Genomic DNA, 13,916 nt, shown 5'->3' on the forward strand with positions numbered 1-13,916 from the left:
AAGAAGGCGAGCACAAGGGGGCCTATCCGGCTTTCACGGCGCCGCCAGCCGCCGGGCGACGCTGAGATAGATCGCCGCCTCCTCTTCCGTGATGTCCTTCATCACCGAGGCATAGGCGCCGGGCCACTCCTCCAGGATCGGATCGAGGAGGGTATTGCCCTCCGCCGTCAGCTCGCAGACGCGCTGGTTTCCCGGCAGGCCGGCAACGCGCCGGACAAGTCCCTTCTTCGCAAGGAGGTCGAGATTGCGCGTCAGGCTGGTGCGGTCGAGGGCGATACGCTCGGCAAGGCCCATGACCGGCTGCCCGGGCAGGTAGCGGATCGCCGCCAGAAGAAAGAACTGCTGGACCGTGACGCCATAGGGCTTGAGCCTTGCGTCCCAGCGCTTCAGCAGCGCGCGCGAGGTCGCCACGGTGTTCATGATCAGGCAGTCGGCAAGGGCTTTGGGCAGGGTCATGCCGGTATTGGAAAGCTGCGCCCCGCGAAGTCAAGACCTCGGCGCCTGCCGCAACACCGGGGACAGCGGGCGCGCGCGCCACTTCGGCCGTTGCGGATGCGCCGGGTTACGGCCTAGCATCGCCGCATGGCGACCATGCTCCAGATCCTCGATTTTCTCGGCGTTGCCGTCTTCGCGGTGACGGGTGCCATCGTCGCCTCGCGCCTGCGGCTCGACTGCCTGGCCTTCGTGTTCTTCGCCGTGTTCACCGGCGTCGGCGGCGGCACGCTGCGCGACCTGCTGCTCGATGCGCCGGTCTTCTGGGTCGAGAACGAGATCTATCTCGTGGTCTGCATCGCCATCGGCGCGCTGATGTGGTTCGCAACGCCGCTGGTGGAGCGGATGAGCAAGCCGCTGCGCTGGGCCGATGCGATGGGCCTTGCCGCCTATTCAGTGATGGGCGCGGCGAAGACGCTGGCCCTCGGCCATCCGCCGACGGTTGCGGTGCTGATGGGCGTCGCCACCGCCACCTTCGGCGGCATCATCCGCGACACGATTGCCGACCAGCCCTCGGCACTGGTCAAGCCGGAGCTCTATCTGACGCCGGCCTTTGTCGGCGCGGGTGTCTATGTCGGCCTGTTCACCTTCGGCGGCGTTCCGGCCTGGCCAGCGGCGATGGCCGGGGCTGCGGCCGCGCTGGTGCTGCGCGGCGGGGCGATCATCCGGGGCTGGAACCTGCCGGCCTATACGCCGCCGCCCGATACGCCCCCATCCGACAAGCCCTGAGGGCCGCCTGAAAACACCATCTGAAACGAAACGGCCCGCGCGTCGAGCGACGCGGCGGGCTGAAATCCGGAGTGTCGAATTCTTGGCGTCGGTCAGGCGGCCGAGCGGGAGGTGATCGCCTTGCCGCCGCCGGTGCTGCCCTCCTGCTGCGCCTTCAGCCGGTCGGCCTCGGAATGCCAGCGGTCGGCCTCGCGCCGCTTGACGCGAGCTTCCTTGCGCCACTTGCCCTGGGCGGCCCAGGAGGCGACGCCGCCGATGAAGACGCCGAAGGCGACGGCCGCGAACAGGATCCAGAACAGCGGCGCGTCGATGCTGAGTGCCGGGTCGACACGGTTGAACGGGTCGAGCGACAGCGTCACGACATGCCGGTTGGCGACCGCCAGCGCGATCAGCACGATGGCGATCGGCACCAGCACGAGGTTCTTCAGAAAGCGCGTCAATTCCAGTCTCCTGTACGGGCCGTGCCCGCGCGCAGCCCCAAGGGCCCCGTAAGTCCTGTCCGATCCGCCCGCGGCCACCCGGCGCCGGTCAGGTCAGCGGCCGGGACAAGATCCGGGGCAGAGTTCGGGACGGCGTTCGGGGCATCTCAATCGTCGTCGTCGGGATCCTCCGAACCGTCCCCGTCGTTGAGCCGCTCGCGCATCTCCTTGCCGGTCTTGAAGAAGGGAACATACTTCTCTTCCACGTCGACCTTCTGCCCGGTGCGCGGGTTGCGCCCGGTGCGCGCCGGCCGGTTTTTCACCGAGAAGGCGCCGAAGCCGCGAAGCTCGACCCGGTTGCCGCTGCGCAGGGCATCGGTGATCTCGTCGAGGATCGCGTTGACGATGTTCTCCACGTCCCGCTGGTAGAGATGCGGATTCTGTTCGGCGATCCGTTGCACCAGTTCCGACTTGATCATTCGCGTCCCCCTGTTCGGTCGAGACTTTCCGCCGCGTTGCGAGCGTGCCAAACGGACACAAGACCGTCAAGCGCGAGCCCGTCCGGGATGATGGCGCCGGCACCTGCCACCGCCTCGAGCGCACCGCTGGCGACCCCGGAGCCGAACCAGTGGGCCATGCGGCCGATGAAGGGCAGGCCGCCCTCCCTCTCGCGCTGCACCCGCCAGGTCAGGACCGGCAGGTCGGGAGCAATGCCGCGCTCGGTTTCCAGCCATTTCAGGCTGGCTTCCTCGCCGCCGAGATCGTCGATCAGCCCGAGATCGCGCGCCGCCTCGCCGGAATAGACGCCGCCCTGCGCCACCGAGCGCACGGCATCCGTGTCCAGTCCGCGGCGCTCGGCCACCCGGGCGACGAACCATTCGTAGCTGTCGTTGATCAACGCCTGCAGATTGTCGCGCACCGCCGGCGGCGTCTCGGAATGGAAGTTCGGCTCCGCCTTGAGCGGGCCGGAGCGGACCACGTCGAACTTGACGCCGATCGTGTCGAGCAGGCCGCCGAAATTGCCGTACTGGATGTAGACGCCGATGGAGCCGGTGATCGAGGTGTGCCGGGCGACAATATGGTCGGTGGCGATGGCGGTCATGTAGCCGGCAGAGGCGGCCAACGTGCCGATCTGGCCGACCACGGGCTTCTTCTCGGCCAGCTCGCGCAGGGCCATGTAGAGCGTCTCGCCGCCCACGGTGGTGCCGCCGGGCGAGTTCAGGTCGACGATCACCGCCTTGACCCGGTCGTTCTCGGCGAGCGCCTTGATCAGCTTGACCCTGTCGCGGTCGTCGACGATGAGCCCGCCGACAGGCAGTCGCGCGATGTGATCGCCGCGCCGTTCGAGCGAGCCGAATGCGCCGCCCCAGGCGAGCATCCCGCCGATCGCCACGATCGCGAGCAGGACGGCGAACGCCCTCCAGAACATCACCTTCCGGCGCAGCCGTCGTCGGTCGACCAGCGCATCCGCATCAAGGGCCATGGGCCAAACCTTTCGCTCTTCCCGTTTTAGGGAGGCCTATCGCTACATGGGAGCGCCCCGGTTGAAAAGCCCGAACTGCAGCAAACGCCCGGCCGGACCGCCGCTCCAGCTCCGCCCGACGCCGCGTCTCCCGGACATTTGCGGGCACGCCATGTCGTGTTGCGGTGCAGGATAACAGGTCTGCGGGAGACTGACGAACCATCGCGCAAATCACCCTTAACACGCTGGACGCGAACACCGATTCAGTCTCCGCGCCCGACCGTTAACGCAGCCGGGCGCTGTCCGTTCCCGCGCCTTGCGCGCTCTCTTGCATCAAGCGAGGGGGCCGCCTGCCGGCTATCGGGGAGGGGAGCGGATGTGCCATGCTTCGCGCACGGATCGCAGCAGGCATTGCGAGGAGGGCGGGATGAGCGTTCGGATCGTGCGGCTGGGGACAGACCGCGGTGCGGGCGAGGGGCCAAGGCTTGGCACCGTGCGCCGGCCGCCGCGCGGCGTGCGCAAGGAGGACTATGCCTCGGGCAACTGGTACGACACCTGGCTGCCCGAGCTGTCGCCGAGCGCGGAGCTGGTGGCGAGCGCGCGGGCCGCGCAGTCGGAGGCGGAGTGGGCAGCTTTCGTGAAGGCGTTCCGCAAGGAGATGGCAGCGCCCGGACCTTCGCACCTGCTCGACACGCTGGCGGTGCTGTCGCATTCGGGTGCGTTTTCGCTCGGCTGCTACTGCGAGGACGAGGCGCGCTGCCATCGCTCGGTGCTGCGCGAGCTATTGGCCGAACGCGGCGCCGATATCGCCTGAGGTGCCGCAAGGCCCCCGAAACGAAAAAACCCCGGCCTTTCGGCCGGGGTTCTGTTTTTCGCGATGTCGCTTTTGGCGATCAGTCGTCGGTCTCGCGGGCCTTGAGGGCCGCGCCGAGAATGTCGCCGAGCGAAGCGCCCGAGTCCGACGAACCGTACTGCGCAACGGCTTCCTTCTCCTCGGCGATTTCCAGCGCCTTGATGGAGACCGACACGCGGCGGGTCTTCTTGTCGAACTGGGTGACGCGGGCGTCGAACTTCTCGCCGACCGAGAAACGCTCGGGGCGCTGCTCGGCACGATCGCGGGACAGGTCCGCACGACGCACGAAGGTGGTCAGGTCGGTGTCGACGATCTTGGCCTCGAGGCCGCCGTCCTTCACTTCGACCACTTCGCAGGTGATGATCGCACCCTTGCGCAGCTCGCCGGCCGCAGCAGTGTCGAACGGATCGCCGCCGAGCTGCTTGATGCCGAGCGAAATACGCTCCTTCTCCATGTCGACGTCGAGCACGACGGCGCGAACCATGTCGCCCTTCTTGTACTCTTCGATGACCTGCTCGCCCGGACGGTTCCAGTCGAGGTCGGAGAGGTGGACCATGCCGTCGACGTCGCCGTCGAGACCGATGAACAGACCGAACTCGGTCTTGTTCTTGACCTCGCCCTCGACCTCGGTACCGGTCGGGAACTTCTCGGCGAAGGCCTCCCACGGGTTCTGCAGGGTCTGCTTGAGACCGAGCGAGATACGACGCTTGACCGGATCGACTTCCAGGATCATCACCTCAACCTCCTGCGAGGTGGAGACGATCTTGCCCGGATGGACGTTCTTCTTGGTCCAGGACATCTCGGACACGTGGATCAGGCCTTCGATGCCCGGCTCCAGCTCGACGAACGCACCGTAGTCGGTGATGTTGGTCACGCGGCCCGTGAACTTGGCGTCGACCGGGTACTTGGCCTCGATGCCGTCCCACGGATCGGCCTCGAGCTGCTTCATGCCCAGCGAGATGCGGTGCGTGTCCTGGTTGACGCGGATGATCTGGACCTTGACGGTCTGACCGATCGACAGGACCTCGCTCGGATGGTTGATGCGGCGCCACGCGATGTCGGTGACGTGCAGCAGGCCATCGATGCCGCCCAGGTCGACGAACGCACCGTAGTCGGTGATGTTCTTGACCACGCCTTCCATGACCTGGCCTTCCTCGAGGCTCTGGACCAGCTCCGAGCGCTGCTCGGCACGGGTCTCCTCGAGGACGACACGGCGCGACACGACGATGTTGCCGCGGCGCTTGTCCATCTTCAGGATCTGGAACGGCTGCGGGGTGTGCATCAGCGGGGCGACATCGCGCACCGGACGGATGTCCACCTGCGAACGCGGCAGGAAGGCCACGGCGCCGTCGAGGTCGACGGTGAAGCCGCCCTTGACCTGGTTGAAGATCTGGCCGGTGACCTTCTCGTTCGCCTCGAAAGCGACCTCGAGACGGACCCAGCTCTCTTCGCGGCGAGCCTTGTCGCGCGACAGGACGGCCTCGCCGAGCGCGTTCTCGACACGCTCCAGATAGACCTCGACCTTGTCGCCGATCGAGACGCCGGCGTCGTCGCCGTCACGTCCCTTGACGCCAAATTCCTTCAGCGCGATGCGGCCTTCGACCTTCAGGCCGACGTCGATCACCGCGAGATCCTTCTCGATGGCGATCACGGTGCCGGTGACGACGGAACCTTCGTACAGCTCCTGCTGCTCGAAGCTTTCCTCGAGAAGGGCGGCAAATTCATCGCGGGTAGGGTTCAAACTGCTCATCGAAACTCCTGGCAGCCAAGTCTGGCTCGTCGCCGGCGGGTTTGTGTTGGTCCTGGCGGCTCCTCCATCCGGCAACCCCGCGTTTGTCTGGGGGGCTGCATCCGCGCGCTCCATCTGCCCTTTGGCAACAGGATTGCGCAGGCCGGCGAGGCGGAAGGCGAAACCGCACGCTCAGTCATGTCTTGCGGGAAATGCGTGGCCGTTCTTCACCGAAAGGGGAAAAACATGTCCGCGATCCGCCAGTCTTCGCCCGGCCGGTCGCGGGCGAGCCGGACCATGAGGCCAATGGGCGCGGATGTCGGCACGCGAAGGCAGGCATCCGGCTCGGGCGCGATGCGAAAAAGCGCCGATCTCGTGACCGCTACCTTGCGTGCACGCTATCGACGATATCCACAGCCGCCTTGAACGCGGTTTCTATATCCATTTCCGACGTATCGAGCAAGTCCGCATCGTCGGCCGGTTTCAGCGGCGCCACGGCGCGGCCCGCATCGCGCTGGTCGCGGCGTTCCAGATCGGCCAGCACCCGAGCGTATTCCGCGTCCTGTCCCTTGGAGACGAGCTCCTGGGTGCGCCGGCGCGCGCGCTCGGCAGCGCTTGCCACCACATAGAGCTTCACGTCCGCATCCGGGCACACCACGGTGCCGATGTCGCGCCCGTCCAGAACGGCGCCCGGCGGCTCCTGGGCAAAGCGCCGCTGCAGCCGCACCAGCTCCTCGCGCAGGCCCGGCAGCACGGCGATCCGCGAGGCGGCCTCGCCGATCTCGTGCGCCGACAGCACGTCGCGGTCGAGGCGGGACAGGTCGAGATTGCGCGCCGTCGCCACCGCCACCGCTTCGTCGCCGAGCGGCAGGCCGCGGGCGAGCAGGGCTGCGGCGACCGCGCGATAGGTGAGGCCGGTGTCGAGATGGCGCAGTCCGTAATGGTCGGCCAGCCGGCGCGCCAGGGTGCCCTTGCCCGAGGCCGCAGGCCCGTCGATGGCGATGATCATGCGGCCTGCTCTCCCGTTTCGCTGATGTCGCCTCCGAGCTCCGCGAACAGCGCCTCGAAGGTCGGGAAGCTGGTGGCGATCACCCCGCCGTCGTCGACCGTGACCGGCCGGTCGGCGGCAAGGCCGAGCACAAGGAAGGTCATGGCGATGCGGTGGTCGAGATGGGTGGTGACGGTGCCGCCGCCGATCGGGCCCTTGCGCCCGTGCACCCGCAAGGTGCTCTCGCCTTCCTCGCACTCGATGCCGTTGGCGCGCAGGCCCGCGGCGACCGCCGCAAGCCGGTCCGATTCCTTCACCTTGAGCTCTTCCACCCCGAGCATGGTCGTGGTGCCCTGCGCGAAGGCAGCGGCGACGGCCAGCACCGGATATTCGTCGATCATCGAGGGCGCGCGGTCCGCCGGCACCTCGACGCCCCTCAGCTGCGAATGGCGCACGCGTACATCGCCGAGGCGCTCGCCGCCGGTCTCGCGAATGTTGGTGATCTCCAGATCCGCGCCCATCTCCTGCAGCGTGGTCAGCAGGCCGGTGCGGTGCTCGTTGAGCAGCACGTCGGCGACGATCACCTCGGAGCCCGGCACGATCAGGCCGGCGACGATGGGGAAGGCGGCGGAGGAGGGGTCCGCCGGCACGGTGACGTCCTGCGGCTGCAGCTCGCCCTGGCCGGTGACGGTGATCACCCGCCCGCCGTTGTCGTCGTGATCGACCTGGATGGTCGCGCCGAAGCCGGCCAGCATGCGCTCGGTATGGTCGCGGGTGGGGATCGGCTCGATCACGGTGGTCTGGCCCGGCGCGTTGAGGCCGGCCAGCAGCACCGCCGACTTCACCTGCGCCGACGGCACGGGGACGCGGTAGCTGATCGGCGCCGGGGTGCCGGGGCCGTGGATGGACAGCGGCAACCGGTCGCCGGAGCGCGAGATCACCCGCGTGCCCATCATCCTGAGCGGCTCCAGCACGCGGCCCATCGGCCGCTTCACCAGCGAGGCATCGCCCGTGAAGGTGGCGGCGATCGGGTGGGTGCCGGCAATGCCCATGGCAAGGCGCACGCCGGTGCCGGCATTGCCGTAGTCGATCACCGTCTCCGGTTCCACCAGGCTGCCGAGACCGGCGCCGTCGACTGTCCACAGGCCATTGGCGTCGCGCTGGATGCGGGCACCGAAGGCGCGCATGGCGGCGGCGGTGTTGAGCACGTCCTCCGATTCCAGCAGGCCCGAAACCGTGGTCCGGCCGATGGCCAGCGCGCCGAGCATCAGGGCCCGGTGGGAAATGGACTTGTCGCCGGGCACGGTGACCCGGCCCTTGAGCGCGGCGCCGGAGCGGGCCGTCAGCGGCCTTGCGGCGGTGGAGTGGGACATGCTGGATTCCGAAAGCTTGAAGCCGACTGTTGCGTTGCACCTCGTATCATGCTGGAACCGATACGTCACCGTGGGTGTTGCCCCCTGTGAGGGTCCTGCGAAGGTCCCGTAGCGGCCCCGTCGGACGCGGCCCGGCGAACATGCCGGAGACGGCAAAGGGGCAGGTCCATAAAGCGTTTGACGAAGCAGGGCGGATTAGGCTTTGACAGGAAGCCGGGCAGCCTTTATGCGAACGCCCGATTATCTGCAGACAAGGGTTGGAAACGTGGCAAAACCCGAACTTGGCACCAAGCGGCTGTGCGGCGGTTGCGGCACGAAATATTACGACCTCAATCGCGATCCGATCACCTGCCCCAAGTGCGGTACGGTGTTCATCGTGGCCCAGGCGATGCGGGCGAAGACCGCGGCCAAGGCTGCGGCGGTGGTCGAAGAGGACGAGGACGACGTCGAGCTGGAAGACGAGGGCGCCGAGATGGTGAGCCTCGAGGAAGCCGACGCGGAGACCGAGGGCGAGAGCGCCGTCGCGATCGACGATGACGAAGTCGACGAGGAAATCGGCGACGACGACAGCGACGACGTCTTCATCGACGACGAAGACGAGGAAGACGACGACGTGCCGGGCATCGTGCTCGAGCGCGACGACGAGGATACCGACCGCTGAAAACGGCGTTGTCCACAGGCCCTGAAACTTTTCCTCAGGGCCTGTCGGGAAAAGCGGATTATTCCGCTTGACTTGAGGGGCGGAAGACGTATTTTCCGCCCGCACCGGCAAGACGAACCCAAGCGTCGCCGGACAGTTCGAAGCGAAGCGGTCCCGGAAAATCGGGGCCAGGATCTTCGGACAAGACACTGGAAGACGGGGCCATAGCTCAGTTGGGAGAGCGCTTGAATGGCATTCAAGAGGTCAGGGGTTCGACTCCCCTTGGCTCCACCAGTCTTCCCCTCCAGATGAAAATCCCCGTACATCGAATATGTTGGCGCAGGCGCTTGTTCGCCTGATCACGCCGTTTGCGCCGTCGGGATCCCGTTCGCCGCGCCGAGAAATCGTCCCGCAGCCGTCGGCGATCGGGGCGCGGCATGGCGCGCGCCCCGCAAGTCATGTTCAGCCGAGCCACTCTTCGGGTGTTGCGGCCGAATAGTCGATGGGGTCGCCCATGGCTCCTTCCTCGCGCAGCGCCCAGTAGGCGGCGTGGAGTCGGGTGGTGAAGTTGCCCGGCGCCCCGTTGGCAACTGCCTTGCCGTCGACCGAGGTCACCGGAACGACGCCGCCGGCAGTGGTCGTCAGGAACACTTCCGAGGCACCGCGCACCATCTCGGGCGACAGCGGCGCCTCCTCGACCGGGAGGCCGAGCCGGCGCGCCAGCTCCAGCACCGTGCGGCGGGTCATGCCGTCCAGCATGTTGCGCGCCGGGGTCACCAGCGTGCCGTCGACGGCGGCAAAGATGTTGAAGCCCGGCCCCTCCGCCACATTGCCGTCGCTGTCGGTCAGGACGACGGTCTCGCACCCAGCGTCATAGGCGTCGAGCAGGCCCATCTCGAAATCGAGCCAGTGATAGTGCTTGACCATCGGGTCGGCGGAGGCGGGAGGAACGCGCAGGCGCGAGGAAATGTGCAGGCTCATGCCGAGCGACTGCAACTCCGGCGGCTTGAGCCACATGTAGGGCATGCAGAACGCCTGGAAGCGGCTTTCGCACAGGCGCAGGTCGCGGCTGCCGATGGGCGGGCGCCCGCGCGTGTTGATGATCTGCACATAGGCCTTGTCGTAGCCGCAGACCCGCACCAGCGCGTGGATGATCTCGCGGATCTGCGCCGGCTCGTAGCGGATCGGCATGCGCAACCGCTCGCCGGACCGGCGGAAGCGGGCGAGATGATCGTCGAGGCGGAACACCTTGCCGTTCCACGCCGAAACGGTCTCCTGAAACGCGTCGGAGCGCAGGAAACCCCAGTCGAGCAGCGGGATCCGCGCCTCCTCGATGGGGACGATGCGCCCGTCGATGAAGGCGGAGCCTTTCTCGAAGCCGGGCAGCGGTGCGCATGTCTGCACGCTGTCGCACGGTTCCGGCCAGGTCAGCGAGGGCCCGGTGTCCTGCAAGCTCATGTCTGTTTCCTTCCCCAAAATCAGCGTCTTCGTTTCAAGCGATAGATTCGTTTTTTCAGGAGATGGCAGGCGGCGGCGCCGTCAGCGTTCCTGTGGTCGGCCGCCTCGCGCAATCGGATCTGCTCTCCCCGCGGCCGCCTGCATCCATCCCGTCGGCCGAGTGTGCCGACAGCCCGGCCTGTCGACAATTTCGCACTTGCAGATAATCTGACGCGAAGTGACGCATTCTCGAGCGGCGGGGTGAGGCATCGTGAGCGATGGCGGGAAGATGGACGGACTGCCTCGAAACCTCCGTTACCTGTGCGACAGCAAGGGGTCCGTTTCGCATGTTTGCCGCGCAACGGGAGTGAACCGCCAACAGTTCAACAAGTACCTGGCGGGGCAGCACAGGCCGTCCGCGGCGAACCTGCGTCGGATTGCGCAATATTTCGGCGTGGCGCCGCCGATGCTGGAAATGCCGCACGAGCAGTTCGTCTCGCTGATGGACGGCAACTCTCACCGTGTGCTCGACGAATTGCGCAGCGCCCCCAAGGCGATGGATTTTCTCGATCACGCGGTGAGGGGAGACGGGGCGCAGGGCGGCGACCTTCCGGGCCGGTACGACCGCTATCACTTCTCCAGCATCTATCCCGGCCGGATCCTGCGGGCGGCCTTCTGCATCTATCGGCACGGTTCGCTGCTGATGCACTACTACGTGGAGCGGTTCCCCGCCTACGACACGCCCGGCAAGGCCGACTATGTCTTCAAGTATCACGGGATGACGATGCCGCTGGCGGGGCGCATCTTCGCGATCGACTACGAGAGCGCCCAGCGCAACGAGCTGACCATGTCGATCTTCGCCTCGCAGGACCGCTCGCCGCGGCGCTACCTGTTCGGCGTGACCAACGGCATCGCCGCGACGATGCTGCGCCAGCCGTTCTCGACCCGCGTGGTGCTGCAGTATCGCGGCGAGGGGCTGCTGCAGCGCGAGGACCTGAAGCGCTCGACGGTGCTGGACCGCAATGATCCGCAGATCCCGTTCGAGGTGCGGGAGTTCCTGACCTCGAAGGAGGACATGATCATCCTGTGAACCGGTTGCTTGCGTGCGCGACGCAGGCGGCACGTGCGACCGCAACGGCACGTTTTTCCTATGAGATTTTTATTTCTTGGGCTTCCCCTCTCTCTCGAACGCTTATGCGGTTTCGCGCCACAGTCTCGGCACCATCGGTGACCGCCCGGGGCGGAAACGGGGCTGCCAGACGTTCGCACAGCCCCGACTGCCCGGCGATCACCCGCATCGGACTGCGCGGGGCACGCACAGGCCCCGCACGCATGTGAGAAGGGGTGCCAAATGACGGCTGAGTACTTTCTTGGCGGAGCGGTGACGCTGCTGGTCGCCGCCTATCTGATCTACGCGCTGCTTCGGCCGGAGCGCTTCTGAATTCGCGGAACCCGGTCCTGCCCGATCCGCCAATTCGTCATCCGCGACCCGAAATCCCGAAATCCCGAAGGCATGCAGCCGCTCCGGGCGTCGCAAATCCTCCCCGCCATGATCGGGGGCGGTGCCGCTTGTGCGCGTCGCTTGCCTTCCGATGCAGCCTTTCGGGCATGTCCCGGGCGCCTAGCCGTGCCACCAGGCAACAAACTGGAGCCACTCATGAGCCAGTCACAGTCCGCGAGCCTGTTCGACGCTCGCATCCTCGTCCCCGCACTTGGGGGAGCCTTCAAGAAACTCGATCCACGCACGCTGGCGAAAAATCCGGTGATGTTCGTCGTCGCCGTCGTCTCGGTTCTGACGACGGTGCTTTTCGTGAAAGACGCGGCGACCGGCGCCGGAGATCTCGGCTTTTCCTTCCAGATCGTCCTCTGGCTCTGGTTCACGCTCCTCTTTGCCAACTTCGCCGAGGCGGTCGCGGAAGGGCGCGGCAAGGCACAGGCGGATGCGCTGCGCCGGTCGCGCACGCAGACGCAAGCCAAGCTCCTTTCCGACCCGGAAGGCAGGGAGGCGAAGCTCGTGCCGGGTACCAGCCTGAAGACGGGCGACGTGGTGCTGGTCGAAGCCGGGGATATCATCCCGTCCGACGGCGAGATCATCGAGGGGATCGCCTCGGTCAACGAGGCGGCGATCACGGGCGAGTCCGCGCCGGTCATTCGCGAATCCGGCGGCGACCGGTCGGCGGTCACCGGGGGCACGCAGGTGCTGTCGGACTGGATCAAGGTGAGGATCACGGCCGAGGCCGGATCCACCTTCATCGATCGCATGATCGCCCTGGTCGAAGGCGCAGAGCGCCAGAAGACGCCGAACGAGATCGCGCTGAACGTCATGCTCGCCGGCCTGACGCTGATCTTCGTGATGGCGACTGCCACCATTCCCGCTTTCGCCGCCCATGCAGGCGGATCCATCCCGATCATCGTCCTGGTGGCGCTGTTCGTGACGCTGATCCCGACCACCATCGGCGCGCTGCTTTCGGCGATCGGCATCGCCGGCATGGACCGTCTGGTGCGCTTCAACGTGCTCGCCATGTCCGGCCGCGCCGTGGAAGCGGCCGGCGATGTCGACACGCTGCTGCTCGACAAGACCGGCACGATCACGCTCGGCAACCGCCAGGCGACCGAATTCCGTCCGGTAAAAGGCGTCACCGAACGCGAGCTGGCCGACGCGGCTCAGCTTGCCTCGATTGCCGACGAGACGCCGGAAGGCCGCTCCATCGTCGTGCTCGCCAAGGAGAAATACGGCATTCGCGGGCGGGACATGCAATCGCTTCACGCCACCTTCGTGCCGTTCACCGCGCAAAGCCGCATGTCGGGCGTCGACCTCGACGGGTCGTCCATCCGCAAGGGGGCGGTCGACGCAGTCCTCAAGCATGTCGAACAGGCGTCCGCCGCGAACGGATCGATCCGCGCCAGCGCCGAGAGCAGACGCGAACTCGACACGATCGCCAGGGACATCGCCAGGAGCGGCGGCACGCCTCTGGCGGTGGTCAGGGACGGAAGGCTGCTCGGCGTCATCCAGCTCAAGGACATCGTCAAGGGTGGCATTGGCGAGCGCTTCGCCGAGCTGCGCCGCATGGGCATCCGCACCGTGATGATCACCGGCGACAACCCGATGACGGCAGCAGCCATTGCGGCAGAGGCGGGCGTCGACGATTTCCTCGCCGAAGCCACGCCGGAAAACAAGCTCACGCTGATCCGCGAGGAGCAGGCGAAGGGCAAGCTCGTTGCCATGTGCGGCGACGGCACGAACGACGCTCCCGCGCTGGCCCAGGCCGATGTCGGGGTGGCGATGAACACCGGCACGGTGGCCGCGCGCGAGGCCGGCAACATGGTCGATCTCGATTCCGACCCGACCAAGCTGATCGAGATCGTCGGGATCGGAAAGCAGCTTCTGATGACACGCGGGGCGCTGACCACCTTCTCGATCGCCAACGACGTCGCGAAGTATTTCGCCATCGTCCCGGCCATGTTCGTCGCGCTCTATCCGCAACTGGGCGTGCTCAACGTCATGGGGCTGGCGACGCCGCAAAGCGCGATCCTGTCGGCGATCATCTTCAACGCGCTGATCATCATCGCGCTCATCCCGCTGTCTCTGAAGGGCGTCGCCTACAAGGCCATCGGGGCGGACGGGCTGCTGAAGCGCAATCTTCTCATCTACGGGCTTGGCGGCCTGATCGTGCCCTTCATCGGCATCAAGGCCATCGACATCGCCATCACCGCCATCGGCCTCGCCTGACAGGAGCTCATCCCATGACTGTTTTCTGTCTGCTTCTCGGCCTGGCGGTCTTCGGGCTTCTGCT

Annotated in this window: 14 protein-coding genes and 1 tRNA gene; 7 read left to right on the forward strand and 8 right to left on the reverse strand. The window is 66.7% G+C overall.

Going from position 1 to position 13,916, the window contains the following annotated elements; all coding sequences use genetic code 11:
* Nucleotides 1-33 precede the first annotated feature (33 nt).
* Nucleotides 34-456 (reverse strand): MarR family winged helix-turn-helix transcriptional regulator, encoded by a 423-nt coding sequence (locus BBX35_RS19060; protein ID WP_067223477.1) that lies wholly within the window; start codon nucleotides 454-456, stop codon nucleotides 34-36.
* Between the two features lie 126 nt (nucleotides 457-582).
* Between BBX35_RS19060 and BBX35_RS19065 the strand changes: the two genes are divergently transcribed.
* Nucleotides 583-1,221, forward strand: a complete 639-nt coding sequence (locus BBX35_RS19065; protein ID WP_067223479.1) for a trimeric intracellular cation channel family protein — start codon at nucleotides 583-585, stop codon at nucleotides 1,219-1,221.
* Between the two features lie 92 nt (nucleotides 1,222-1,313).
* Here the strand turns inward: BBX35_RS19065 and BBX35_RS19070 are convergent, their stop codons facing one another.
* The 3 genes from BBX35_RS19070 to sppA form a co-directional block, all read right to left on the reverse strand.
* Complete coding sequence (locus tag BBX35_RS19070) at nucleotides 1,314-1,661, reverse strand: LapA family protein (protein ID WP_067223481.1); 348 nt, start codon at nucleotides 1,659-1,661, stop codon at nucleotides 1,314-1,316.
* A gap of 146 nt (nucleotides 1,662-1,807) precedes the next feature.
* On the reverse strand, nucleotides 1,808-2,119 hold the full coding sequence (locus tag BBX35_RS19075; protein WP_067223483.1) for an integration host factor subunit beta: 312 nt from the start codon (nucleotides 2,117-2,119) through the stop codon (nucleotides 1,808-1,810).
* A complete protein-coding gene (gene sppA / locus BBX35_RS19080; RefSeq protein ID WP_067223486.1) occupies nucleotides 2,116-3,123 on the reverse strand; it encodes a signal peptide peptidase SppA in 1,008 nt (335 codons plus the stop codon). The genes BBX35_RS19075 and sppA overlap by 4 nt, the downstream gene beginning before the upstream one ends.
* A gap of 406 nt (nucleotides 3,124-3,529) precedes the next feature.
* Between sppA and BBX35_RS19085 the strand changes: the two genes are divergently transcribed.
* The gene (locus BBX35_RS19085; RefSeq protein ID WP_067223488.1) at nucleotides 3,530-3,916 is read left to right on the forward strand and encodes a DUF488 domain-containing protein; all 387 of its coding nucleotides are present in this window, start codon (nucleotides 3,530-3,532) and stop codon (nucleotides 3,914-3,916) included.
* Nucleotides 3,917-3,995: 79 nt separating this feature from the next.
* Here the strand turns inward: BBX35_RS19085 and rpsA are convergent, their stop codons facing one another.
* From rpsA to aroA, 3 genes are all read right to left on the reverse strand, one after another.
* On the reverse strand, nucleotides 3,996-5,705 hold the full coding sequence (gene rpsA, locus BBX35_RS19090) for a 30S ribosomal protein S1 (RefSeq protein WP_067223490.1): 1,710 nt from the start codon (nucleotides 5,703-5,705) through the stop codon (nucleotides 3,996-3,998).
* A gap of 361 nt (nucleotides 5,706-6,066) precedes the next feature.
* On the reverse strand, nucleotides 6,067-6,693 hold the full coding sequence (gene cmk / locus BBX35_RS19095; RefSeq protein WP_067223492.1) for a (d)CMP kinase: 627 nt from the start codon (nucleotides 6,691-6,693) through the stop codon (nucleotides 6,067-6,069).
* Complete coding sequence (gene aroA, locus BBX35_RS19100; protein WP_088946121.1) at nucleotides 6,690-8,045, reverse strand: 3-phosphoshikimate 1-carboxyvinyltransferase; 1,356 nt, start codon at nucleotides 8,043-8,045, stop codon at nucleotides 6,690-6,692. Before aroA ends, cmk begins: the two co-directional genes overlap by 4 nt.
* 265 nt (nucleotides 8,046-8,310) lie before the next feature.
* Here aroA and BBX35_RS19105 point away from each other — a divergent pair, with 265 nt between their 5' ends.
* Nucleotides 8,311-8,706, forward strand: coding sequence for a TIGR02300 family protein (locus tag BBX35_RS19105; RefSeq protein ID WP_067224021.1), 396 nt, complete (start codon nucleotides 8,311-8,313; stop codon nucleotides 8,704-8,706).
* Between the two features lie 197 nt (nucleotides 8,707-8,903).
* Nucleotides 8,904-8,979 (forward strand) — tRNA-Ala (locus BBX35_RS19110).
* 168 nt (nucleotides 8,980-9,147) lie between these two features.
* Here the strand turns inward: BBX35_RS19110 and BBX35_RS19115 are convergent.
* On the reverse strand, nucleotides 9,148-10,143 hold the full coding sequence (locus BBX35_RS19115; RefSeq protein ID WP_083206436.1) for an aminotransferase class IV: 996 nt from the start codon (nucleotides 10,141-10,143) through the stop codon (nucleotides 9,148-9,150).
* Between the two features lie 346 nt (nucleotides 10,144-10,489).
* Here BBX35_RS19115 and BBX35_RS19120 point away from each other — a divergent pair, with 346 nt between their 5' ends.
* From BBX35_RS19120 to kdpB, 3 genes are all read left to right on the forward strand, one after another.
* Nucleotides 10,490-11,212: a helix-turn-helix domain-containing protein gene (locus BBX35_RS19120; RefSeq protein WP_244271667.1), complete on the forward strand. Its 723-nt coding sequence runs from the start codon at nucleotides 10,490-10,492 to the stop codon at nucleotides 11,210-11,212.
* Nucleotides 11,213-11,473: 261 nt separating this feature from the next.
* A complete protein-coding gene (gene kdpF / locus BBX35_RS19125) occupies nucleotides 11,474-11,563 on the forward strand; it encodes a K(+)-transporting ATPase subunit F (RefSeq protein WP_067223497.1) in 90 nt (29 codons plus the stop codon).
* Nucleotides 11,564-11,779: 216 nt separating this feature from the next.
* Entirely contained in the window at nucleotides 11,780-13,852 is a 2,073-nt protein-coding gene (gene kdpB / locus BBX35_RS19130) for a potassium-transporting ATPase subunit KdpB (RefSeq protein WP_067223500.1), read from the forward strand.
* The last annotated feature ends 64 nt before the right edge of the window (nucleotides 13,853-13,916 follow it).

Origin of the sequence: Stappia indica, from assembly GCF_001696535.1 — a bacterium.
GTDB lineage: Bacteria > Pseudomonadota > Alphaproteobacteria > Rhizobiales > Stappiaceae > Stappia > Stappia indica.

What these genes read in the sequence shown, in the direction of transcription:
- BBX35_RS19060 (WP_067223477.1), bottom strand. Translation starts at nt 456, where the DNA reads ATGACCCTGCCCAAAGCCCTTGCCGACTGCCTGATCATGAACACCGTG.
- cmk (WP_067223492.1), bottom strand. Translation starts at nt 6,693, where the DNA reads ATGATCATCGCCATCGACGGGCCTGCGGCCTCGGGCAAGGGCACCCTG.
- BBX35_RS19075 (WP_067223483.1), bottom strand. Translation starts at nt 2,119, where the DNA reads ATGATCAAGTCGGAACTGGTGCAACGGATCGCCGAACAGAATCCGCAT.
- kdpB (WP_067223500.1), top strand. Translation starts at nt 11,780, where the DNA reads ATGAGCCAGTCACAGTCCGCGAGCCTGTTCGACGCTCGCATCCTCGTC.
- BBX35_RS19115 (WP_083206436.1), bottom strand. Translation starts at nt 10,143, where the DNA reads ATGAGCTTGCAGGACACCGGGCCCTCGCTGACCTGGCCGGAACCGTGC.
- sppA (WP_067223486.1), bottom strand. Translation starts at nt 3,123, where the DNA reads ATGGCCCTTGATGCGGATGCGCTGGTCGACCGACGACGGCTGCGCCGG.
- BBX35_RS19085 (WP_067223488.1), top strand. Translation starts at nt 3,530, where the DNA reads ATGAGCGTTCGGATCGTGCGGCTGGGGACAGACCGCGGTGCGGGCGAG.
- BBX35_RS19065 (WP_067223479.1), top strand. Translation starts at nt 583, where the DNA reads ATGGCGACCATGCTCCAGATCCTCGATTTTCTCGGCGTTGCCGTCTTC.
- rpsA (WP_067223490.1), bottom strand. Translation starts at nt 5,705, where the DNA reads ATGAGCAGTTTGAACCCTACCCGCGATGAATTTGCCGCCCTTCTCGAG.
- aroA (WP_088946121.1), bottom strand. Translation starts at nt 8,045, where the DNA reads ATGTCCCACTCCACCGCCGCAAGGCCGCTGACGGCCCGCTCCGGCGCC.
- kdpF (WP_067223497.1), top strand. Translation starts at nt 11,474, where the DNA reads ATGACGGCTGAGTACTTTCTTGGCGGAGCGGTGACGCTGCTGGTCGCC.